At 68.2% G+C, this 22,024-nt stretch carries 17 protein-coding genes and 1 other annotated feature (1 of these 18 only partly in view); of the genes, 8 read left to right on the top strand and 9 right to left on the bottom strand.

What is annotated here, in order from left to right; all coding sequences use genetic code 11:
* Positions 1 to 226: 226 nt before the first annotated feature.
* From C1922_RS20135 to C1922_RS20110, 6 genes are all read right to left on the bottom strand, one after another.
* Positions 227 to 625, bottom strand: coding sequence for a hypothetical protein (locus C1922_RS20135; protein ID WP_108751402.1), 399 nt, complete (start codon positions 623 to 625; stop codon positions 227 to 229).
* Between the two features lie 94 nt (positions 626 to 719).
* Positions 720 to 2,759 (bottom strand): FUSC family protein, encoded by a 2,040-nt coding sequence (locus C1922_RS20130; RefSeq protein WP_108751401.1) that lies wholly within the window; start codon positions 2,757 to 2,759, stop codon positions 720 to 722.
* A 3-nt stretch (positions 2,760 to 2,762) separates the two neighbouring features.
* The gene (locus tag C1922_RS20125) at positions 2,763 to 4,223 is read right to left on the bottom strand and encodes an efflux transporter outer membrane subunit (RefSeq protein WP_108751400.1); all 1,461 of its coding nucleotides are present in this window, start codon (positions 4,221 to 4,223) and stop codon (positions 2,763 to 2,765) included.
* On the bottom strand, positions 4,220 to 5,134 hold the full coding sequence (locus C1922_RS20120; RefSeq protein ID WP_199912207.1) for an HlyD family secretion protein: 915 nt from the start codon (positions 5,132 to 5,134) through the stop codon (positions 4,220 to 4,222). The genes C1922_RS20125 and C1922_RS20120 overlap by 4 nt, the downstream gene beginning before the upstream one ends.
* On the bottom strand, positions 5,131 to 5,340 hold the full coding sequence (locus tag C1922_RS20115) for a DUF1656 domain-containing protein (RefSeq protein WP_108751398.1): 210 nt from the start codon (positions 5,338 to 5,340) through the stop codon (positions 5,131 to 5,133). The genes C1922_RS20120 and C1922_RS20115 overlap by 4 nt, the downstream gene beginning before the upstream one ends.
* Positions 5,341 to 5,441: 101 nt before the next feature.
* On the bottom strand, positions 5,442 to 5,897 hold the full coding sequence (locus C1922_RS20110; protein WP_108751397.1) for a MarR family transcriptional regulator: 456 nt from the start codon (positions 5,895 to 5,897) through the stop codon (positions 5,442 to 5,444).
* Between the two features lie 515 nt (positions 5,898 to 6,412).
* On the opposite strand from C1922_RS20110, the gene folE reads away from it, so the two are divergent.
* The 4 genes from folE to C1922_RS20090 all read left to right on the top strand — a co-directional run bounded on the left by folE (position 6,413) and on the right by C1922_RS20090 (position 12,694).
* Positions 6,413 to 7,024, top strand: a complete 612-nt coding sequence (gene folE, locus C1922_RS20105) for a GTP cyclohydrolase I FolE (protein ID WP_108751396.1) — start codon at positions 6,413 to 6,415, stop codon at positions 7,022 to 7,024.
* 115 nt (positions 7,025 to 7,139) lie between these two features.
* Entirely contained in the window at positions 7,140 to 8,609 is a 1,470-nt protein-coding gene (locus C1922_RS20100) for a DUF3375 domain-containing protein (RefSeq protein ID WP_108751395.1), read from the top strand.
* The gene (locus C1922_RS20095; RefSeq protein WP_108751394.1) at positions 8,596 to 9,297 is read left to right on the top strand and encodes a DUF4194 domain-containing protein; all 702 of its coding nucleotides are present in this window, start codon (positions 8,596 to 8,598) and stop codon (positions 9,295 to 9,297) included. Before C1922_RS20100 ends, C1922_RS20095 begins: the two co-directional genes overlap by 14 nt.
* 16 nt (positions 9,298 to 9,313) lie before the next feature.
* A complete protein-coding gene (locus tag C1922_RS20090) occupies positions 9,314 to 12,694 on the top strand; it encodes an SbcC/MukB-like Walker B domain-containing protein (protein ID WP_108751393.1) in 3,381 nt (1,126 codons plus the stop codon).
* A 90-nt stretch (positions 12,695 to 12,784) separates the two neighbouring features.
* Here the strand turns inward: C1922_RS20090 and C1922_RS20085 are convergent, their stop codons facing one another.
* Positions 12,785 to 13,564 carry a sulfite exporter TauE/SafE family protein gene (locus C1922_RS20085; protein WP_108751672.1) on the bottom strand — a complete coding sequence of 260 codons (780 nt, stop codon included), beginning with the start codon at positions 13,562 to 13,564 and terminating at the stop codon, positions 12,785 to 12,787.
* An 83-nt stretch (positions 13,565 to 13,647) separates the two neighbouring features.
* On the opposite strand from C1922_RS20085, the gene C1922_RS20080 reads away from it, so the two are divergent.
* Positions 13,648 to 14,040, top strand: a complete 393-nt coding sequence (locus tag C1922_RS20080) for a YchJ family metal-binding protein (RefSeq protein WP_108751671.1) — start codon at positions 13,648 to 13,650, stop codon at positions 14,038 to 14,040.
* 3 nt (positions 14,041 to 14,043) lie between these two features.
* Here the strand turns inward: C1922_RS20080 and C1922_RS20075 are convergent, their stop codons facing one another.
* On the bottom strand, positions 14,044 to 15,324 hold the full coding sequence (locus tag C1922_RS20075; RefSeq protein ID WP_108751392.1) for a GGDEF domain-containing protein: 1,281 nt from the start codon (positions 15,322 to 15,324) through the stop codon (positions 14,044 to 14,046).
* Positions 15,325 to 15,465: 141 nt separating this feature from the next.
* Between C1922_RS20075 and egtB the strand changes: the two genes are divergently transcribed.
* The 3 genes from egtB to C1922_RS20060 all read left to right on the top strand — a co-directional run bounded on the left by egtB (position 15,466) and on the right by C1922_RS20060 (position 19,949).
* Entirely contained in the window at positions 15,466 to 16,737 is a 1,272-nt protein-coding gene (gene egtB, locus C1922_RS20070) for an ergothioneine biosynthesis protein EgtB (protein WP_108751391.1), read from the top strand.
* A complete protein-coding gene (egtD, locus tag C1922_RS20065; protein WP_108751390.1) occupies positions 16,734 to 17,714 on the top strand; it encodes an L-histidine N(alpha)-methyltransferase in 981 nt (326 codons plus the stop codon). Before egtB ends, egtD begins: the two co-directional genes overlap by 4 nt.
* A 78-nt stretch (positions 17,715 to 17,792) precedes the next feature.
* Positions 17,793 to 19,949, top strand: coding sequence for a lytic murein transglycosylase (locus tag C1922_RS20060; protein WP_108751670.1), 2,157 nt, complete (start codon positions 17,793 to 17,795; stop codon positions 19,947 to 19,949).
* Positions 19,950 to 19,999: 50 nt separating this feature from the next.
* Here the strand turns inward: C1922_RS20060 and C1922_RS20055 are convergent, their stop codons facing one another.
* Positions 20,000 to 21,208, bottom strand: a complete 1,209-nt coding sequence (locus C1922_RS20055; RefSeq protein WP_108751389.1) for a benzoate/H(+) symporter BenE family transporter — start codon at positions 21,206 to 21,208, stop codon at positions 20,000 to 20,002.
* Between the two features lie 619 nt (positions 21,209 to 21,827).
* Positions 21,828 to 22,024 (top strand) — a sequence feature (16S ribosomal RNA rRNA prediction is too short) (it continues 94 nt past the right edge of the window).

Here is a 22,024-nt window from a genome sequence, read left to right as displayed (position 1 = left end):
GTTGCGCAGCAACGGGATCCGACCCCGTGCTCCGGCAGATCGCCGGAAACTGTCGAAGGCGGGGTGGGTCCGGCTGCGGGGGCGTGAGCGCCATGGATGGCGCGACCGAGCTTACAGGGACGTACTTGCAGCGTCCCCCGCAGCCGGACCCACCCCGCCATCCCCGCTTTTGACGTTGCCGTTGCCGTTGATTCTGCGGGTGCAGGGCGCAGCCCTGCCGCCACCCTCACTCCGCGATCAACACCAGCCCATCCGGAAACACGATCGCGGCTTCATCGGCGCTGAGATCGAAGAACCCCACGCCATGCTTCTCGGCCAGGTCCTGCACGCGCCCGTGCGCACGCTCCGCCACCGAATAGGCGAACGCACCGTAGATCACCTCGCGGCCGATGCTGTAATCGGTCACTTCGGCGCGGTCGTCATCATCGTTGCTCAGCGGGCCGTTCATTGGCGGGAACTCCCGCGCCATGTCCGCAAACCAGGCCTGCAGCGCCGGGCTGCTGACCGCCGGGTCGTCGTACTCGTGGTTCTCGCCCCACTGCGCCTGCTTCTCGAACCAGGCGATGAAGGCCGCTGCTTCGCGTGGTGCAGCGCTGGCCTCGAAGACCATCATGTCGTAACTCATTGAACCGTCCTGTTGCAGCGCCGGGGTCGGATCCCTCTCCGCAGGAGAGGGCTCTGACCCCATCGCAGGGTCTGTGGCTGCACAGGGTATCGCGCTACGGCTGTCCGGCCGCACTCATCGCCACGCCCGGCGCCAGCGCCTTCGCCTCGGGGAACAACGCGAAGCGCACGCCGATCAGGCCCATCAGCGCTTCATCGCGCGCCTTGCAGGCGGCAACGTTGCCCACGCGCCCCAGCGAGGCATCCAGTCGCTCGCGCAGGGCCTCGCTGGCGGCGATCGGGCGACGTGCCGCCACCTGGCGCCGGTAGTGCGCGGCCAGTTCCTCCAGGATGTGTTCCACCGCTTCGCGGCTGCGCTCGGGCAGTTCCAGCCGGGCACGGCGCAGCTGCAGGATGTTCAGGCCGATGCGCGCCTCGTTGAGCATGTCCACCGAGGCGATGTCGCTGCCTTCCGGCGTCGCGGCCAGGCGCGGTGCCAGCAGGCCCAGCAGATCCAGCATGCGGGCGGCGAAACGCTGGCGGTCCTGCTGGCCGCGCCCTTCGGCGGCCTCGGCCAGCGTGGTCCAGCCTTGCCGCACCAGTCGGCGCGCGGTCCATTCGGCACCCACCGAACGGAACAGGCGGGTCATCACCACGGCAAAGCCAATACCGATGAACATCGCGATGGACGAGTTCAGGAAGCTCTGGATGTTGGCGCTGTAGGTGTTCTGCAGGCTCAGCAGCGCGGCCAGGTTCACCGTCAGCGGCAGTGCGAACAGGGCGCTCTTGGGGTGATGCAGCAGCAGGCCCAGCGGCAGGAACGCCACCGCCAGCACCAGCGCCAGCAGGCCGAAGTCATGCACGGCCGGGAATACGCCGAACAGATACACGCCGGCCACCAGCGACGCGACAATGGCCCAGACCAGGAACGAGACCATGCTCGGCGCCGGATCATCCTGTGCGGCGAAGAAGGCCGCCGTGACCGCCGCCATCATCGCGCCGTTGCCACCGCCTTCCCAGCCCAGGCCAATCCACAGCACGCAGTAGCTCATCAGGGCCACACCGGCGCTGAGCGCGGAAAACAGCGCCATGCCGTAGTCCACGTGCTTGTCGGTGGCCACGCGCTCGGTGCGGATGCGGTAGTGCGCGCGGTCCAGCGGTGCGGTGCCGTGGTCGATGGCGTGCTGCAGGGTGCGGCAGTCCTGCCACAGGTCCACCAGCTCCTCCAGGCGCAGCAGCAGGCTGGCCAGCTGCAGGTGCTGCAGGTCGCGGTCCACCTGCGGCTTCAGCGCGCTGATCCGCGCGTGCAGGCGCGCGTAGTCGCTGGCGCTGGCAGGGGTGTCGATCCACTCACGGATATCGTCCACCAGTTCCGGCAGGCCCTGCGGCAGCACCTGGCCGTGGCTGCGCAACGCGCTCAAGCGGTCGGCAATGGACGACAGCACCGGCAGCAACAGCAGCATGCGCTCACGCAGCCGTTCCATCGAAACGGCGGAGCCGGCATGGCGTGGATCATCGCGCCGCAGGAACTCGATCAGGGCCTCGAACTGCACCAGATCGGCGGCCAGCCGGTTGCGCGGGGCATGCGCGCGGCCGCGCTCCAGGATCTGCCGGCACCATTGCGCGGCGTCTTCCATCCAGTTGTTGATGCGCCCGCGCAGCATCGGTCGCACCGAGGCGGGGAACAGCAGCGAAGCGAACAGCACCGCCACCACCGTGCCCAGGATGATCTCCTCACTGCGCGCCACCACCGTGTCGAAGATGGTCTCCGGCGAGGTGACGGCCGGGAAGCCGATGAAGGCAGTGGTGTAGCCGGCCAGCAGGAACGCATAGCCCCGTGGGCCGCGGTTGAGCAGGGCCAGGAACAGGCAGGCGGCCAGCCAGATCGACATGGCCGCGCTCAGCACCATCGGCGTTTCCACCAGCGCCGGCAGTACCAGCAGGGTGGCCAGGCCGGCCACCAGGGTACCGACGATGCGGTACACGCCCTTGGCCCGGGTCGGGCCCAGCAGCGGCTGGCTGACGATGTACACCGTGCCCATCGCCCAGTACGGGCGGGACAGGTTGCCGGCCATGGCGATGTACAGCGCCGCGATCGCGGCCAGGTAGGTCTTGATCGAAAACAGCCAGGCCTGGCGGTCGGTCAGTCCGTCCATCGCTTATTTCGCCGGGGCCTGTGCGGTGGCGGGGGCAACCGTGGTCTGCCAGCCACCGCCCAGCACCAGGAACAGATGGATCTGGTCGCGCGACACCTGCGCTTCGGCGGCCGCCAGGGTGGCATCGCTGGTGGCCAGGCTGCGGTCGGCATCCAGGCTGGACAGGTACGGCGTGCGCCCACCCTGGTACAGCCGGCGGTTCTGCTCGGCGGCCAGCGCGGCCTGCTGCTGTGCTTCGCGCAGTGACTGCAGGCGGCGCAGGTCCTGCGCATAGCGGTCCAGTGCGGTCTGGGTCTCGCGCAGGGCCTGCAGCACGGCATGGTCGAACTCGGCCAGCGCGGCATCGGCGCCGGCTTCGGCGGCGTGGATGCGCGCATGCGTGCCCGAAGACGGCAGGGTCCAGGAGATCAGCGGGCCGATCGACCACTGCTGGGTCATCGGCGTGCCGAAGTCTTCCAGCAGACCGGCCGCGCCCAGCGAGGCGCCCAGGCGGATGTCCGGGTACAGCTCGGCCGTGGCCACGCCGATACGCGCGGTGGCCGAGGCCAGCTTGCGTTCGGCCTGGCGGATATCGGGGCGGCGCTGCAGCAGGGCGCGGCCATCACCCACCGGCAGCGGCTGCGCCAGGCGCGGCGCATCGGCGCAGTCGATCACTCCGGCAGGCAACTGGCCAGGGGTCTGGCCCAGCAGGGCGGCCAGCGAATAAGCCGCGGCCGACCGCTGTGCGCGCAGCGGCGGCAGCGCGGCCTCCAGCAGGGCGACCTGGGCGTTGGCGCGGGCCAGCTCAGGCGGCGTGCCACGGCCGGCATTGATCAGCCGCTGGGTGACCGAACGGCTGCGCTGCTGCAGCTGCAGCGAATGCTCGGCCACGTGCAGTTCGTGGTTGGCGTGGCAGATTTCCAGGTAGCTGTCGGCCACCTCGGCCACCACGCTCACCTGGGCCAGGTCGCGCGCGGCGGCCACCGATTGTTCGTCGGCGTGTGCCGCCTCGGCACCGCGCTTGAGCTTGCCGAACAGATCGAACTGGTAGCTGACGGCGAACTTGCCGTCGGCCAGGTTGATCACCGGCAGTTCGTGTTCCTGCAGGAACGACTCGGCCGACAGCTGCGCGCGGCTGATGCCGGCCTCGGCTTCGTACTCGAAGCCACCGGCATCCATCGCCTGCTCGTACACGGCGGCGGCACGGCGCAGGTGCGCATCGGCAGCCTTCAGCTCGACGTTGTCACGCAGCGCCTGGGTGATCAGCCCGTCCAGCACCGGGTCGTTGTACAGCGACCACCAGCGGTCGGGCAGCGCCTGGTTGGCGGCCACGTCCGGGTTCTGGGTGTCGATGAAGGCCGCATTGGCCTGCGGGCGCTTGAACGCCGAGCCTTCCGGCAGGGCGTAGTCAGGGCCCACGGTCTTGCAGGCCGCCAGGCTGGCCAGGGCGATGATCAGGCCGAGACGGGGCAGGGTGGTGTTCACAGGCCCGCCTGTGTCGGCGTGGTGCCGGCCTTGTCTGCGTGCTTGCTGTGGGTGTCGACGGTTACCGTTGCGGTACGACCGGAGATCAGCTGCACGCCTTCGGGGACCTCGTCGATGGCGATGCGCACCGGGATGCGCTGCGCCAGCCGCACCCAGTCGAAGGCCGGGGTCACGTTCGGCAGCAGGCTGCTGCCGTTGCTGCGGTAACGGTCTTCGATGCCGGCGGCGATGCTTTCCACATGGCCGGTCAGCGCGACGTCCTCGCCCATCAGGCGGATGTCCACGCGCTGGCCCGGGGCCACGCCGCGCAGGCGGGTTTCCTCGAAGTAGCCATCGATGCGGAACGAACCGGTATCCAGCAGCGCCAGCACCGGCTTGCCGGCCACCACGTAGTCGCCCACGCGCATGGTGCGGTCGTTCACCCGGCCATCGGCCGGGGCGCGCACTTCGGTACGGGCCAGGTTCAACTCGGCCAGATCCACGGCGGCCTGAGCGGTGGCCAATGCGGCCTGCGCGGCCTGCAGCTTGGCCCGGCGCACTTCGGCGTCCTCGGCGGCCACCAGGTCCTGCAGGCTGCGGTCGCGGCCGATCTCGCGGCGCAGCTGGGCCACCGAGGCCTGGCGTTCGGCCAGGCTGGCGCGGGCCTGTTCCAGGGCAATGCGGTAGCGCGCGCGGTCGACCACGAACAGCAGATCGCCCTTCTTCACGGCCTGGTTGTCGGCCACGTCCACGGCCTCCACCAGCCCGGACACATCCGGCGCCACCTGCACCACGTCGGCACCAACGTGCGCATCGCGGGTCCACGGCTCATCCATGTAATAGACCCAGAGCTGGCGCAGCACCAGCAGGGCAACGATCACGGCGGCACCGGTGAGCAGCACCGGCAGGGTCTTTTTCACGATCTTGTTCACGATTGCATCCAGCGCAGAAGGTGGAACAGCACACCCAGCACGATGCCGTACAGGGCCAGGTTGAACAGCGGCGGGTGCCAGACATGGCGATAGGCGCCGGCACGCTGCAGCAGCGCGTGCAGGCCGCTGTTGACCAGGTAGGCCAGCAGCATCAGCCCGAGCAGGGTCGGGACGAACACTCCGTGGAGACTGAATTCACCGGGCATCGGTAGGGGGGCGTTAGTAGGGAAGGGGAGGAGCAACAACAACAACGCGACAACGCCGCTGGCGCGTCCACGGCAGCGGCGCACGCAGGGGCAGTGCGGGCTTACGTGATGCGGTCGGCGGCCTCGCCCAGCAGGCGCCATGCCTTCAGCACGGCGTGCAGTTCATCCATGGTCAGTTCGCCGAACACGTCCTGGCGCAGGCCGATCAACTGTTCTTCCAGCTCGCGCACCAGGGTCTGGCCTTCGTCGGTCAGCCACAGCAGGTTGGCGCGGCGGTCGCTGGCATCGCTTTCGCGGCGGACCAGATCGCTGGCGCACAGCTTGTCCAGCAGGCGCACCAGCGAGGGACCTTCCATGCCCAGTTGCTGGGCCAGCGCCACCTGGCGGATGCCACCGCCGGAGCGGCCGATCATCAGCAGGGGCATGGTGCAGGCGGTGGAGATGCCGTAGCTGCCCAACCGGCTGTCGGCCAGGCGCTGCCACTGCCGCCCTGCGTACAGCAGGCCGGAGCTGAGCTGCATCTGCAGCCGGGTGCGCTCGTCGAGGGGTCGGTCCATAAGAGATAGATAGGATACTACTAATTTCATTCCTATCAATAGTTTTTGCTGAATGGGTGGGTGTATTGAGGAAAGCGTTGCGCCTGCCTGGTGTCGGGTGGGGCAGCGGGGGCCGGACGGTGCAGGAGACGCCGCAAGTACGTCCCTGTAGGCTCGGCCGCGGCATCCATGCCGCGGACGGTCCTGCCCCGCCCGGCCCCCGCTGCCCTCCCATCATCCCGCGAGCGCGGTGGGTTGGCTTTTTGCAGGCAAGAGCGGTAGCCCCGGGCCATGCCCGGCGAGCGCAGCGGCGGCACAAACAGCCGCCGGGCATGGCCCGGCGCTACCAGAGCACCCTCCGGAGCCATGAAACCCAGCTTTTGCCCCCGCTTTCGGCTGGTCCGGCCTGCCCTCCCCCGCGCCTCCAAACCGATAGCAGGCAGGCGCCGCCAGACCCCCCGATGAACCCGACCCACAGGACGACCCACCCCCCGGTCGGGTACGATGCTCGCCCCCCGTTCGGGACGCTGTACGCAATGAGCAAGAACAACGAAAAGGCCGCCCCGCAGGGCGATGTGACCCAAGACCAGGCCGAGGATGCGGTGCGCACCCTGCTGCGCTGGGCCGGCGAGGACCCGTCCCGTGAAGGCCTGCTGGATACCCCGCGCCGCGTGGCCGAGGCCTATGGCGACTGGTTCAGCGGTTACCGCGACGACCCGCGCGCCTACATGGAACGCACCTTCGAGGAAGTGGCCGGCTACGACGAACTGATCGTGCTGCGCGACATCGAATACGAAAGCCACTGCGAACACCACATGGCGCCGATCATCGGCCGCGTGCACGTCGGCTACCTGCCGGCCGGCAAGGTGGTGGGCATCAGCAAGCTGGCCCGCGTGGTCGAGGCCTACGCCCGCCGCTTCCAGGTGCAGGAAAAGATGACCGCGCAGATCGCCCAGTGCATCCAGGATGTACTGCAGCCGATCGGCGTGGGCGTGGTCGTCGAAGGCGCCCATGAATGCATGACCACCCGCGGCATCCACAAACGCGGCGTCAGCATGGTTACCTCCAAGATGCTGGGCAGCTTCCGCGACGACGCGCGTACCCGCGCCGAGTTCCTGCGCTTCATCGAAGTGGGCACCAAGCGCTGAGCCGCTTGCCTGCGCCCCGCCGGCCCGCCGTGGCCGGCCGCGCCCGCGCGGCCGTATTGCATGCGGCCGCCTGCGGCTGCCTTCCGCACCCCGCCCACATGATCACTGTCGCTGCATGAAGCACCGCGAACGCATCTCCCGTTACCGCACCCTGCGCGAACAGCCGCAGTGGAAGCTGCTGGCTGCCGACCATGCCCCGGAAATCATCGGCCTGTTGCAGGGCCTGCTGATGGACGGCGAGCGCACGCTGCCCTCGGCGGTGCTGCACGAACGCCTGCAGCGCGCCCTGGACCAGCTCAACAGCGATGAACTGTCGCGCGACCTGCCGCGTACCGCGCAGGCCTACATCGCGCACTGGCTCGCCCAGGGCTGGCTGGAGCGCCGCCTGCCCGAGGGCGCCGACCAGGAACAGTACGAACTGTCCACCCCCGCGCTGCAGGCCATCCGTTTCGCCGACAGCCTGGAACAGGCCCGCGTGGCCGCCACCGAAAGCCGTCTGGCGCTGGTGATCGAACAGCTCTCGCAGCTGGCTGCGCAGACCGAATCGGACCCGGACGCACGCCTGTCCGCGCTGCGCGACGAGCGTGACCGCATCGATGCGGAAATCGCCCGCGTCAGCGCCGGCCGGGTGATTGCCCTGGACGGCAAGCGCGCGCTGGAACGCACCCGTCAGATCATCGGCCTGGCCGACGAACTGACCGAAGACTTCCGCCGCGTGCGCGATGATTTCGAGCAGCTCAACCGCGATTTCCGCGAGCGCATCATCGACGACGAAGGCGAGCGCGGCGACGTGCTGTCGCAGCTGTTCGAAGGCGTGGATGTGATCGGCGAGAGCGATGCCGGCCGCAGCTTCCAGGCCTTCTGGCGGCTGCTCAACGATGCCGAACAGAGCGCCCAGCTCGATGCCGCGCTGGAAGCGGTGCTGGCGCGTGGCTTTGCCCGTCGCCTGGACCGCAACGAACGCAACTTCCTGCGCAGCTTCACCAGCACCATGCTCGAGCGTGGCGGCCAGGTGCACGACGTGCTGCAGAACTTCGCGCGCAGCCTGCGCGGTTTCGTGCAGAGCCGTGGCTACCTGGAACAGCGCCGCTTGAACCAGCTGCTGAAGCAGGCCCAGTCCGAAGCGCTGGCACTGCGCGACGAATTCCCGGCCCAGCGTGGCATCGGTCGCGACCTGCAGCTGACTACCAGCCGCCTGCGCTCGTGGTCGCAGTGGAAGCTGCACGATCCGCGCAGCGCGCAGGTCGATGGCAACGTTGAGTACAACGATGCGGCCAGCATCAGCCTGGAAAGCGTGGGCGACCTGGTGGCCTCGTCGGAAATCGACTTCCGCACCCTGCGCCGCGACCTGCACGATCTGCTGGACGCGCAACCGCGCCTGAGCATCGCCCAGGCACTTTCGCAGCGCGAAGCCCCGCAGGGCCTGGGCAGTGTCATCGGCTACCTGTCGCTGGGCACGCGTTTCGGCAACGTGGTGGCTGGCGAGCAGGAGCTTGCGCAATGGCGCGGCGGCGACGGCCAGGTACGCCGCGCACGTATTCCGCTGGTTTGGTTTACCCAGGAGAGACGCCATGAGCTGGCATGAAGACCCCATCGAAGCAGCGGCGGACGAGCTGGTCGAAGACGCCTACGAAGCCGAACCGGCACCGGCGGCGTCGCATCCGCGCCGCGGCAACGATGTCTATTACATGGGCGACACCGGTCGCCTGCCGCTGGATGCGCGCCGCGCGCTGTGCCAGCTGCTGATCGGCCCCAGCATCGACCAGCTGCGCCACGCCAAGCTGTGGCCGGCGCTGATCCGCAGCGAAGCAGGCATCCGCTCGGCGCTGGCCGATCTGTTCCTGGAACTGGTGCTGGACCGCGACAGCGGCGTGGCATTCACCCGCCAGGCCGACACCGAAGACGTGGATGCGCCGGTGCTGCTGCGCACCTCGCCGCTGACCTTCATCGATTCGGTGCTGCTGCTGTTCCTGCGCCAGCAGTTGGCCGAGGCCGACGCGCGCGGCAACCGCGCCGTGGTGGCTGACGCCGAGATGGCCGAAGCACTGGCCATCTACGAGAAGAACCTGTCCACCGACCGCGCCGGCTTCAACCGCCGCGTGGCGTCGGCCGTGCAGAAGATGAAGGACAACCACATCCTGACCCGCCTGAGCGGCCAGGAAGACCGCCACGAAGTCTCGCCGGCGCTGAAGCTGCTGTTCTCCGCTGAAGACGTGTCCCAGCTTTCGGCGGTGTACCGCCAGCTGCGCGAAACCCCGGCCGCCGAGGCCTGAGAGACCCGACCACCGCATGGCCATTTCCAAGCACACTCCCGCCCTGTTCAACGACGGCCTGCCCGACCCGCGCCTGCAGCAGTTCCGCATGCGACGCCTGCAGGTGCACAACTGGGGCACCTTCAACGGCCTGACCGAAGTGCCGATCGCCGAGCGTGGCTTCCTGTTCGTCGGCCGCTCCGGCTCGGGCAAGTCCACCCTGCTCGATGCGATGTCTGCGCTGCTTACGCCGCCGGCCATCGTCGATTTCAACGCCGCGGCCCGCGAAGCCGAGCGCAGTGGCCGCGACCGCAACCTGGTGTCGTACGTACGCGGCGCGTGGGCCGACCAGCAGGACAGCGGCACCGGCGAGATCGCCACCCAGTACCTGCGCAAGGGCGCCACCTGGACCGCCCTGGTGCTGGAATACCGCGCCGGTGATGGCCGCGTGGTCAGCCTGGTGCGCCTGCTGTGGATCTCCGGCAACGGCACCTCGGCCGGCGATGTACGCAAGCACTACATGATCGCCGAGCGTCCGTTCGACATCGCCAAGGACCTGGGCGGCTTCGACCTGGACCTGCGCAAGCTGAAGCAGAAGCTGGCCGACGTCCACCATTTCGACACGTTCTCCGGCTATGCAGAGCGCTTCCGCGACCTGCTGGGCATCGACAACGAGATGGCGCTGCGCCTGCTGCACAAGACCCAGTCGGCCAAGAACCTGGGCGACCTGAACGTCTTCCTGCGCGACTTCATGCTCGATACGCCACGCACTTTCGATGCGGCCGAGCGCCTGGTCAGCGATTTCGCCGAACTGGATGGCGCGCACCAGGCCGTGGTGACCGCGCGTCGCCAGGTGGAAACCCTGCTGCCGGCGCGTGCCCACTACAACGACCTGAAGGAAATGTCGCGCCAGCGTGGCGACGACGAAGCCCTCAAGCTGGGCATCGACAGTTTCCGCGAAAGCCGCCGCCAGCTGCTGATCGAAGCGCGCCTGCGCGAGATGGACGTGCGCGACCGCGGCCTGCTGGGTGAGGAATCGCAGCGCCGGGCCGCGCTGGACAACCACACCGAGCGCTTGGCCGAACTGGAACTGCAGCGCCGCCAGCAGGGCGGCGAACGCATCGAGGAACTGGAACGCGAGCAGGGCCGTGCCGAAGCCGAGCGCGACCGTCGCCTGGCCAAGTACAACCAGGCCCGCGAGGCCGCGCAGAAGCTGCAGGCCGAACTGCCCGACGATGCGCACGGCTTTGCCGAACTGGTCGCACAGGCGCAGACCGAACTGCAGGACCGCCAGCGTGCCTCCAGCGCCCTGGACGATGCGATCAGCGACCGCCTCGGAGGCAAGCGCGATGATGAGCGCCGCTTCAGTGAAGTGCGTGGCGAACTGGAGGCGATGCAGCGCACGCCTTCCAACATTCCCGCGCCCATGCAGAAGCTGCGCGCGCGCCTGGCCGAAGAGACCGGCATTTCCGAAGCGGCACTGCCGTTCGTCGGCGAGCTGATCCAGGTGCGTTCGGACGAACAGGCCTGGCAGGGCGCCATCGAGCGCGTGCTGGGCGGCTTCGCCCTGTCGCTGCTGGTCGACGACAAGCACTACAACGACGTGGCCGAATGGGTGAACCGCACCCACCTGGGCATGCGTTTCACCTACTACCGCGTGCGCCGCAACGACGAGGCCTTCGCCCGCGAGCCGTCGGGCCGTTCGCTGCTGCACAAGCTGGAACTGCGCGACCATGTGTTCGAAGGCTGGTTGCGCCGCGAGCTGGGCAAGCGCTTCGACTACGAATGCGTGGATGCCAAGCAGCTGCGCAACGTCGATCGCGGCATCACCCGCGAAGGCCAGGTCAAGCACCCGGGCGACCGCTTCGAGAAGGATGACCGCAGCGCGGTCGGCGACCGCCGCCGCTGGATCCTGGGCTTCAACAACCACGACAAGGTCGGTGCGTTCGAAAAGGAAGCGCAGGAGCTCGCCAAGCGTATCGCTGGCTGCGAGACCGACATCGCGCGCCTGCGTGGCCAGCGTGACCGTGACAACGAACGCCGCCTGGCCTGCCACGAACTGGTGGGCATCAGCTGGAACGAGATCGACATCGCCGCCCCGCAGCAGCGCGTGGCCGATATCGAAGCCAGCCTGCGCGACCTGCGCGAAGGCAATGCCGACCTGGCCCGCCTGGCGCAGCAGATCGATGCGGTACGCGCCGATATCGAACAGGCCCGCCGCACCTACGAAGACACCCGCGTGGAGCGTGGCCAGCTGGTGCGCGAGCGCGACCGTCTGGACCGCGCACGGCAGCAGAGCCGTGCGCTGGTGCTGCCGGCGCTGGCCCAGGAGCAGGAAGCCGGGCTGGCCGAGCGCCTGCAGGAGCAGGGCCCGCTCAGCCTGGAAACGCTGGAAGCGCACATGCGCCAGGTCAGCAACGCGCTGAACGAGCAGTTGTCGTCCTCGCAGCAGGACGTCAACCGCGTCGAAAACCTGCTGCTGGGCTGCTTCCGCCGCTTCATCCAGCAGTGGCCGGAAGAATCGGGCGACTTCACCGTCTCGGTGGCGTCGGCCGATGATTTCCTGGCCCGTCTGGAACGCCTGGAGCGCGACGGCCTGCCGCAGCACGAAGAGCGCTTCTTTGACCTGCTGCAGAACCAGAGCAAGAACAACCTGCTGGCCCTGCAGCGCCATAGCGCTGAGGCCCGCAAGTCGATCGGCCAGCGCCTGGACGAAGTGAACGCCAGCCTGGAACAGGTGCCGTTCAACCGCGGCACCCTGCTGACCATCGAGCTGAGCGATCGCCGTCTGCCGGAAGTGGGCGAGTTCCACCAGCAGCTGCGTGAAGTCCTGTCGCAGCAGCAGACCGAACAGCGCGAAGTGGCCGAATCGCAGTTCACCGTGCTGCGCCAGCTGGTGAACCGGCTGGGTTCGCAGGAAGGCGAGGACAAGCGCTGGCGCGAACTGGTGCTGGACGTGCGCATGCACGTGGAGTTCATCGGCGTGGAACTGGATGCCGAAACCCGCCAGCAGGTGGAAATCTACCGCAGCGGCGCCGGCAAATCCGGCGGCCAGCGGCAGAAGCTGGCCACCACCTGCCTGGCCGCAGCGCTGCGCTACCAGTTGGGCGGCGCTGACAGCCAGCTGCCCAGCTATGCCGCCGTGGTGCTCGACGAAGCCTTCGACAAGGCCGACAACGAGTTCACCGCGTTGGCCATGAACATCTTCGACAACTTCGGTTTCCAGATGGTGGTGGCCACCCCGCTGAAATCGGTGATGACGCTGGAGCCGTTCATTGGCGGCGCCTGCTTCGTCGAAATCAGCGGCCGCCACGATTCAGGCGTGCTGCTGATCGAGTACGACGAAGAAGGCAAGCGCCTGAAGCTGCCCGAGCGCAGCCGCCAGCAGGCCAGCGAACCGGAAGAAGCCGACGCCTGATGGGGTAGTGCCGGGCCACGCCCGGCGGCTCTCCGCGAGCGGAACAGCGTGCCAACCAAGGTTGGCACCTACCGGGTCATGGCGTCGCGCTCACGCGCCGCGGAACGTGTCCCACGCCATCCGCGCGATCAACACCACCACCAGGCCCACGAACAGCTTGCGGATGAAGGGCGTGCCGCCCTTAAGTGCCAGCCGCGTGCCCACCACCGAACCGATGATGTTCGCCGCTGCCATCGGCAGCGCGAACAGCCACAGGATGTTGCCGGTGGGAATGAAGAACGAGATCGCGGCCACGTTGGTGGCCAGGTTCACCACCTTCGATGCGGCCGACGCGCGCAGGAAGTCCAGGCCGAAGAAGCGCACGAACAGGAAGATCAGGAAGCTGCCTGTGCCCGGCCCGAAGAAGCCGTCGTAGAAGCCGATGGCCGCGCCGATCGCCAGCGCGATCGCCAGCTCGCGGCGGCCGATCTCCTGCGGCCGGTGCAGGGCGCCGAAGTCCTTCTTCCACAGCGTATAGCCCAGCATCGCCACCAGCAGCACCAGCACCAGCGGGCGCACCGCGTCCTTGGGCAACAGGCTGACCGCCGTGGCGCCGGCAAAGGAAAACACGAACGCCGTGGCGGCCGCGAACAGCACTGGCTTCCACGGGAAACGCACGTTGCGCGCATAGCGCCACGCGGCCGCACCGGTGCCGAACATCGAGCTGAACTTGTTGGTGCCAAACAGCATGGCCGGTGTCTGCTGCGGCAGCACCGTGAACAGGCCGGGCAGCTGCACCAGGCCGCCGCCGCCCACGGCCGCATCGACCAGGCCGGCAATGAAGGCGATCAGCACCAGCCACCACAGTTCGGGGGGAATCAGCTCCAGCACGGCCATCAACCACAGCAGCAGGGCGCGACAGCATACGCCCATTGCCGATGGAAGCCTGCGGCGGCCCGCGCGACAATACCGGCATGAAACCCAGCCCTGCCGAAACCTGCCCCTGCGGCCTGGCCGCGCCCTACGCCGCGTGCTGCGGCCGCTACCATGCCGGTGAAGCCGCGCCCGATGCCGAGCGCCTGATGCGGTCGCGCTACAGCGCCTACGTACGCCAGCAGGCCGATTACCTGCGCCAGACCTGGCACCCCGATACCCGTCCGGCCGAGCTGTCGCTGGACGATGCGCCCGGCCAGCGCACCCACTGGCTGGGCCTGATCGTGCACGAACACACCGTCACCGGCGCCGATACCGCAGAGGTCCGCTTCACCGCCCGCTACCGCATCGGCGGCGGCAGCGCGGTGAAAATGACCGAGCACAGCCGTTTCCAGCGCATCGACGGCCGCTGGTACTACCTCGACGCAGTCTGAGGCTCAGCCGGCGCGTACGGCCAGCACGCGCTGGCCGCCATGCGCGCATACCCGGTTGCGGCCTTCTTCCTTGGCGGCATACAGGGCCTGGTCGGCCGCCTTCACCACCCCGGCCGGGCGCGGGTCCACCCGGCTATCGGCCAAGCCGATGCTCACCGTCACCTGCACCACGGCACCGGCGCCACCGCGGCCGCGCTGCTGCTGCCCGGCGGTGTCGTCACGGCTGCGGGTGCGGCGGTCGCGCAACTGCATGCGGCTGTCCTGGATGCTCTGCCGCAGTGTCTCCACCGCTTCGACACAGGCCTGGGCGGGCCGGTCCAGGAACACCACCGCGAATTCCTCGCCGCCGTAGCGGAAGGCCCGGCCGCCATCGCCCACCCGGGCCAGCCGCGACGCCACCAGCTTCAGCACGTCATCGCCGGTGTCGTGGCCATGGGTATCGTTGAACTTCTTGAAGTGGTCCACATCGACCATGGCGATGCTGTAGGTGCCGGCCGCGCGCCGCAGCGTTTCGTTGAAGGCGCGGCGCCCGGGCAGCCCGGTCAGCTCATCGCGGAACGCCATGTGGAAGGATTCCTGCAGGGTTGCGCCCAGCAACAGCAGCAACGCCGCCACGCTCAGCGCCGGCAGCAGTGCCGGTTGCAGGTAGATGCGCGGCAGCATCCACCACAGGCACAGCAGTGCCAGCAGCATGGCCGTGTGCAGCGGGCGCGGCCGCCGCCATGCCTGCCAGCCCAGCGCCACCGTGGCCAGTAGGAACAGCAGCGCCGGCAGCTGCGCCAGCGCGTTCCAGTCGCGCGGCACCCATTCGAAATGGCGGTTGGACAGCAGGTCGTGCATGCCCTGCGGCTGTTGCGCCGCCAGCAGGATGAAGATGGCCAGCACGGTGCCACTGGCGATCGCGCGCAGCAGCAGGTCCTGGCGGCGTCGCCCGCGCTCGGGCCACAGCGCGTGGGTGGCGAACAGCAGCGGCAACCAGGCCGAAATGGCGTGGAAGCGCAGCGGGGTCAGCGCACTCACCCGACCCTGCCGCAGGTAGTGGGCCACGTCCGGGTGCAGCACGCTGAATACCACGGCCGCCACCAGCAGCAGGCACAGGGTGCGCACCTGGTTGTACATCAGCGCCAGTCCAGCGCCCAGGCAGGCCAGCAACCACGGCAGCACGCGCTGCCCGGCACGGGCCACGTCCTCGTTGCCCAGGGTGGCCCACAGCACCAGCGCAACCAGCAGGGCGGGCAGCACGAACAGGTAATGCGCAGGCTGGCGGAGCGGATGATCGGACAAGCGTGGTTCCCGCGCGGTCACGAAGCGGCCGCGGCAAAGCCGTTAGCGGCGTTGCCGCGCGCTTCTTGAATACGCAGCCTGTGAAAGCGGTGCTGGCACGCCATGACATCGCGCTCACCCACGACGGTCGAAGCTGGCCCCATGCACAGCGCACCTGCCGCCGTCGCTGCCGCGCAGCGTGATCTTGCCCGCCAGTTCGCCCGTATCCGCGGGAGAAGCCTGCAGCTGGCCGCGCCGCTCAGCGCCGAAGACGCAATGCTGCAGAGCATGGACGATGCAAGCCCCAGCAAATGGCACCTGGCCCACACCACCTGGTTCTTCGAACGTTTCGTGCTGGCCAGCCTGCCGGGCCACAGGTGCTGGGATCCGGCCTGGGACTTCCTGTTCAACAGCTACTACAAGTCCCTGGGGCCCGCCCATGCGCGCCCCCGTCGCGGCCTGTTGTCACGGCCCTCGCTGCAGCAGGTCCGGGACTATCGCCAGCACGTGGACGAACAGGTGCTGGCACGCCTGCTCGACGGCGATCTCGGCGAGCATGCCCTGCAGCACCTGCAGCTGGGCCTGCAGCACGAACAGCAGCACCAGGAACTGCTGCTGACCGACATCAAGCACGCATTCTGGTGCAATCCACTGCAGCCGCCCTACGATGCATCGCTGGCGGCCGTGGCCAGCGTGCAGACGGCGCAGGCCTGGATCGCACGCGAGGAAAGCATCGTGGGCATCGGTGCAGCGCCCTGGCCACAGCAGGCCGCGTTTGCCTATGACAACGAATCGCCGCCGCATCGGGTGTTGCTGCCCGCCCATGCGCTGGCCGACCGTCCACTCAGCAACGCCGAATACCGCGCCTTCATCGAAGCCGGCGGCTATCGCGAGCCGCAGCTGTGGCTGAGCGAAGGCTGGGCGCTGTGCGAAACCGAGGGCTGGCAGCATCCGCTGTACTGGCACGACGATCTGCAGCAGGAGTACACGCTTGGCGGCTGGCGCGCGCTCGACCCGCATGCACCGGTCTGTCATCTCAGCTATTACGAAGCCGATGCCTGTGCCCGCTGGCATGGCGCACGCCTGCCCACCGAATTCGAATGGGAGGCCGCTGCAGCGTCGCAGCCAGCGGTCGGCCACTTCGCCGACGATGACCGCCTGCATCCGCACGCGGGGCAGGGCAGTGGCCTGCGCCAGCTGTTCGGCGATGTATGGGAATGGACCAGCAGCGCCTACGGCGCCTATCCCGGCTTCCGTCCCTTCGCCGGCAACCTGGGCGAATACAACGGCAAGTTCATGTGTGGGCAGTGGGTACTGCGCGGCGGCAGCTGCGCCACCCCGCGCGGCCATGTGCGTGCCAGCTACCGCAATTTCTTCATGCCACCGGCGCGTTGGCAGTTTTCCGGCCTGCGCCTGGCCAAGGATCTTCCATGAGTACCGTACAGGACGCGCTGCAGGCGCTGACCGATCTCACCCCAGGCCGCCAGCAGCTGCTGGCCGATGCCGTGGCCGGCCTCTCGCGGGCGCAGCGACAGCTGCCGTCCAAGTACTTCTACGATGCGCACGGCTCGCGTCTGTTCGAACGCATCACCCACACCCCCGAGTACTACCCCACGCGTACCGAACTGGCGCTGCTGGACCAGGTGCTGCCGGACATCGCGCGGCGGGTGGGCCCGCACGCGCACGTGGTCGAACTGGGCAGTGGCAGTGGCCGGAAGACCGCACGCTTGCTGGATGCACTGCACCAGCCGGTGGCCTATACCCCCATCGAGATCTCGCGTGCGGCCCTGCTGTCCAGCATCGAGTTGCTCGCCCCCGCATCGCCGGACGTGGAAATGCTGCCGGTCTGCGCCGATTTCACCCGCCCTGTGCAGGTGCCACTGCCCACCCGCCCGGCGGCGCGGCGGCTGGTGTTCTTCCCGGGCTCGACCCTGGGCAACTTTGCCGGCGATGATGCGATCGCCCTGCTGCGCGCCATGCGCCAGACCATGGGCGCGGACGGCCTGGCGCTGATCGGCATCGATCTGCACAAGGACCCGGCGTTGATCGAAGCCGCCTACAACGACGCCGACGGCATCACCGCCGCCTTCACCCTGAACCTGCTGACCCGCCTGAACCGCGAAGTCGGCAGTGACTTCGATCTGCAGGGTTTCCGCCACCAGGCGCGCTACAGCACCGCCCGCCTGCGCGTCGAGACCGATCTGGTCAGCCAGTGCGAGCAGGACGTGCATCTGGATGGCCACACGTTCCACTTCCAGGCAGGTGAACCCATCCGGGTCGAGTACAGCCACAAGTACACCGATGCCAGTTTCGACCACCTGCTGCAGCAGGCGGGCCTGGAAGTGGTTGCCCACTGGAATGCGTCCGACCCGGCGTACGGCCTGCGCCTGCTGCGCGCCAGCGCCCACTGATGGCAGCGCCGGGCGCTGTCCGGCGGCGGCGCGTTACCATGGCCAGGTAACGGCAACACGGAGGACGCCATGCCCTTGATGACCACGCTCGGCCTGGCGGCCGCCCTGGCCGCGCCTGCGCCGCTGCCCGCTGCGCCCGCCACCGACCCGGCGTTTGCCGCCTGCATGCAGCAGCTGCAGGTCAGCGCGGGCCGCCAGGGCATCGCCGCCGACCGCTTCAGCACGCTCACCGCGGGCCTGCAGCCCGACCCCAGCGTGCTGCCACTGCTGGACGCGCAACCGGAATTCACCACGCCCATCTGGGACTATCTGGCCGCCCTGGTCGATCGCCAGCGGGTGGACGACGGGCGTGCCCGCCTGCAGCAGCACCGTGATCTGCTGCAGCAGGTTTCGACCCAGTACGGCGTGGATGCCGCCACGATCGTCGCGGTCTGGGGCGTGGAAAGTGATTATGGCCGCGTGTTCGGCAAGCGTCCGCTGCTGCAGTCGCTGGCGACCTTGTCCTGCGCCGGCCGCCGCCAACCGTTCTTCCGTGGTGAACTGCTGGCGCTGCTCAAGCTGATCGACCAGGGCGATCTGCAGGCCCAGGGCCTGACCGGTTCGTGGGCCGGGGCCTTCGGCCACACCCAGTTCATGCCCAGTACCTATGCGCGCATTGCCGTGGATGGCGATGGCGACGGTCGCCGCGATCTGGTCGGCAGTATTCCCGATGCGCTGGCGTCCACCGCGAACTATCTGCAGCGGGCAGGCTGGCGCACGGGCGAACCGTGGGGCATCGAGGTCCGCGTCCCCGAGGGGTTCAAGGCCACGCAGGCCGGTCGCACCCAGCGCCGGCCGCTGGCAGACTGGCGCGCGGCCGGCGTCACCGCACTGGATGGCAGCGCACTGGCCCCGGCAGGCCTGCCCGCCGATGCGCGTGCGGCCCTGCTGCTGCCAGCCGGGGTGAAAGGGCCGGCGCTGCTGGTGTTCCGCAACTACGATGCGATCTACAGCTACAACGCGGCCGAGAGCTACGCGCTGGCCATCGCCACCCTGGCCGATCGCCTGCGTGGCGGGACCGGTCTGGTCACCGCCTGGCCCACCGATGATCCCGGCCTTGGCCGTGATGAACGCCGCCAGCTGCAGACCCTGCTGCTGGCGCGCGGCCACGACATCGGCAGCGCCGATGGCATGATCGGTACCGCCAGCCGCCGCGCCATCCAGAGCGAACAGCGCCGGCTGGGCTGGGTTACCGCCGATGGACGCGCCGGGCAACGTATCCTGCGTGCCCTGCAGGCTGAGCCGCGCATCCCGACGGTACCCAGCCGCTTCAGTCTTCCCGCCAACTACAGCGCCGCGCAGTCGCCGGCCCTACGGAGTCGTTCCAGCGTGCAACAGATCCAGGGTGTCAGCAGTGGCCAGTTCCAGGGACTCGATGCCTGGCTGGTGGAAACTCCCTTCGCAACGGCGGCCATCAGTGTGTTCGGTGGTCAGCTGCTGTCGTTCATACCGAAGGGCCAGACCGACGTGATGTGGCTGTCGCCGCAGCGTGCGGCGCTGCCCACGCCCATCCGTGGCGGCAGCCCGGTCTGCTGGCCGTACTTCGGGCGCCAGGGGCAGGGCAACGACGTGCCCGCGCATGGGTTCGTGCGCACCCTGCCATGGGAACTGCAGCAGGCGCGCCGACTGGACGATGGCAGCATCGAACTGACCCTGGTGCCGCCGGCGCTGCAGGACCTGGGCCTGCGCCTGTCCATGACCGTGCGCGTGGGGCGCGAGCTGCGCCAGCAACTGGTTACCGAGAACACCGGCAGCACGCCGGTCAGCTTCACCCAGGCACTGCACAACTACTTCCGCGTAGGCGATGCCACCCGCGTGGAGGTCGATGGCGTGGACGGCGCGGAGTACCAGGACAAGTTCGAGAACTACGCCCAGACCCGCCGCCAGCAAGGGCCCTGGTCGCTGCGTGACCCGCGCGATCCCGGCCGTAGCGACCGCATCTACAGCCCAGCCGGCGGGCGTTACGTGCTGCGCGACCCGGTGCTGAAGCGCCGCATCCAGCTGCACACCGAGGGCAGTCGCTCGCTGGTGGCGTGGAATCCCGGTGCCGAAGCGGCCGCGAAGATGGCCGACGTGGGCGAGGGCTGGCGCGAGTATGTGTGCCTGGAAGCGGCCAACGCCGGCCCCGACGTGGTGACCGTGGCACCCAAGGGCCGCCATGTGCTGGTGCAGACGTTGTCGGTGTCGCCGCTGTAGGCGTCACCCTGTGGTCCGTTGCCGGGCGGTCCGGCAACGGCCGATCCCGTTCAAGGGGTGCGGCGCGGCCGCAGCACCAGCAGACACAGCGCGCCGGCCACCAGCCCCCAGAACGCCGAACCAATGCCGGCCAGGGTGACGCCCGAGGCGGTGACCAGGAAGGTGACCAGCGCGGCTTCGCGGTCGCGCTCCACCGCCAGCGCACTGGCCAGGCTGTTGCCGATGGTGCCGAACAGGGCGATGCCGGCCACGCAGGCCACCAGCTCGCGGGGGAAGGCGGCGAACAGGGCCGCCACCGTCGCGCCGAACAGCCCGATGACGATATAGAACGCACCGGCGGCCATGGCCGCGGTATAGCGCCGGGCCGGGTTCTCATGGGCATCGCGGCCCATGCAGATGGCCGCGGTGATGGCAGCCAGGTTCAGTGCATAAGCACCGAAGGGGGCCAGCAGCGTGTTGACCACCCCGATCCAGCCGATCAACGGGGACACCGGTACCTGGTAGCCCGAGGCGCGCATCACCGCCACCCCGGGAATGTTCTGCGATGCCATGGTGACCATGAACAAGGGCAGGGCGATGCCGGCCACCGCCGACCAGGACAGGGAAGGGGTGACCCACTGCGGGGTGGCCAACTGCAGGTGTACCGCCTGCGCATGCAGCAGGCCACGACTGGCAGCCAGCGCGATGCCCACCAGCAGCGTGGCGATCACCGCATAGCGCGGGAACAGCCGCCGCCCGGCCAGCCAGGTGCCGAACATTGCCAGGGCCAGCACCACCTGGGTATTCATCGCCACGAACACATCCAGCCCGAAGCGCAGCAGCACGCCGGCCAGCATGCCGGCGGCCAGCGCCATCGGCACCCGCTGCATCAAGCGGGCGAAGACACCGGAGAAGCCCGCCACCATGCCCAGCACGGCGGCCAGCAGGAAGGCGCCGGTGGCTTCAGAGAGCGAAGCCCCGCCTGCACCCACCACCAGCATCGCTGCACCGGGGGTCGACCATGCGGTCACCACGGGCACCCGGTAGCGCAGCGACAGGCCGATGCAGGTCACGCCCATGCCCAGACCGAGTGCCCACATCCATGAGGCGATCTGCGCCTGGTCGGCACCGACCGCCTGCGCGGCCTGGAACACGATCACCGCCGAGCTGGCGAAACCCACCAGCACTGTAATGAAGCCTGCCACCACGGCAGGGAAGGAGAGATCGCGCCACCAGAGCGAGTGCGGCGATGCAGCCGGTGCGGTGTGTTCGGTATCCATCCCTGCATACATAGCGCCAGGAGCGCAGTGTGCGCAACGCGAGCGCACGGCTGTCATCAGGATGAAAGAAAAGGGTTGACGAATCCTGCAGGATCTCTAGAATTCGCTCCCTTGCTGCAGCGCGCCACTTCTTCGGAAACGGCACGCGACCAGCAACGCCACCACCGCCGGACGAGATGATCGAACGAAGGTGTTGACGGACTGAAAAAGTCCGGCATAATAGGCGGCTCGCAACGACGAAAGGCCCTTGGGCCCAACGACGAAGCGGCATCGGCAACAACGTCCACCTCGGTGAAACGGCCTTGAAAAAGGTGTTGACGAAGCGGAAAAGCCGGCTATAATGGGCGGCTCGCTACGAAGGAAACTTCGCAGCACACGGGAACGGCGTTGAGGCCACTTCCCCTGATCTTTGAAAGTATGCGCAGGTATCTTGTGAAGGCGCCTGCAGGAAGGATGATTGTCCATCTTGCAGACGTTTGATCAAGCAACTATTAATTGTTTTAAAGCAAGCGATACGTTGCCAGCATCAATCATCTGCAGCTTTAAATTTTGATCTTCGGATCATGTAGTTTTAAGTGAAGAGTTTGATCCTGGCTCAGAGTGAACGCTGGCGGTAGGCCTAACACATGCAAGTCGAACGGCAGCACAGTAAGAGCTTGCTCTTACGGGTGGCGAGTGGCGGACGGGTGAGGAATACATCGGAATCTACTTTTTCGTGGGGGATAACGTAGGGAAACTTACGCTAATACCGCATACGACCTACGGGTGAAAGCAGGGGACCTTCGGGCCTTGCGCGATTGAATGAGCCGATGTCGG

Source organism: Stenotrophomonas sp. ZAC14D2_NAIMI4_7 (assembly GCF_003086675.1).
In the GTDB taxonomy this organism is placed as follows: domain Bacteria; phylum Pseudomonadota; class Gammaproteobacteria; order Xanthomonadales; family Xanthomonadaceae; genus Stenotrophomonas.
Note: the sequence above shows the minus strand (reverse complement) of the source record. Positions and strands in the feature narration are given on the sequence as shown.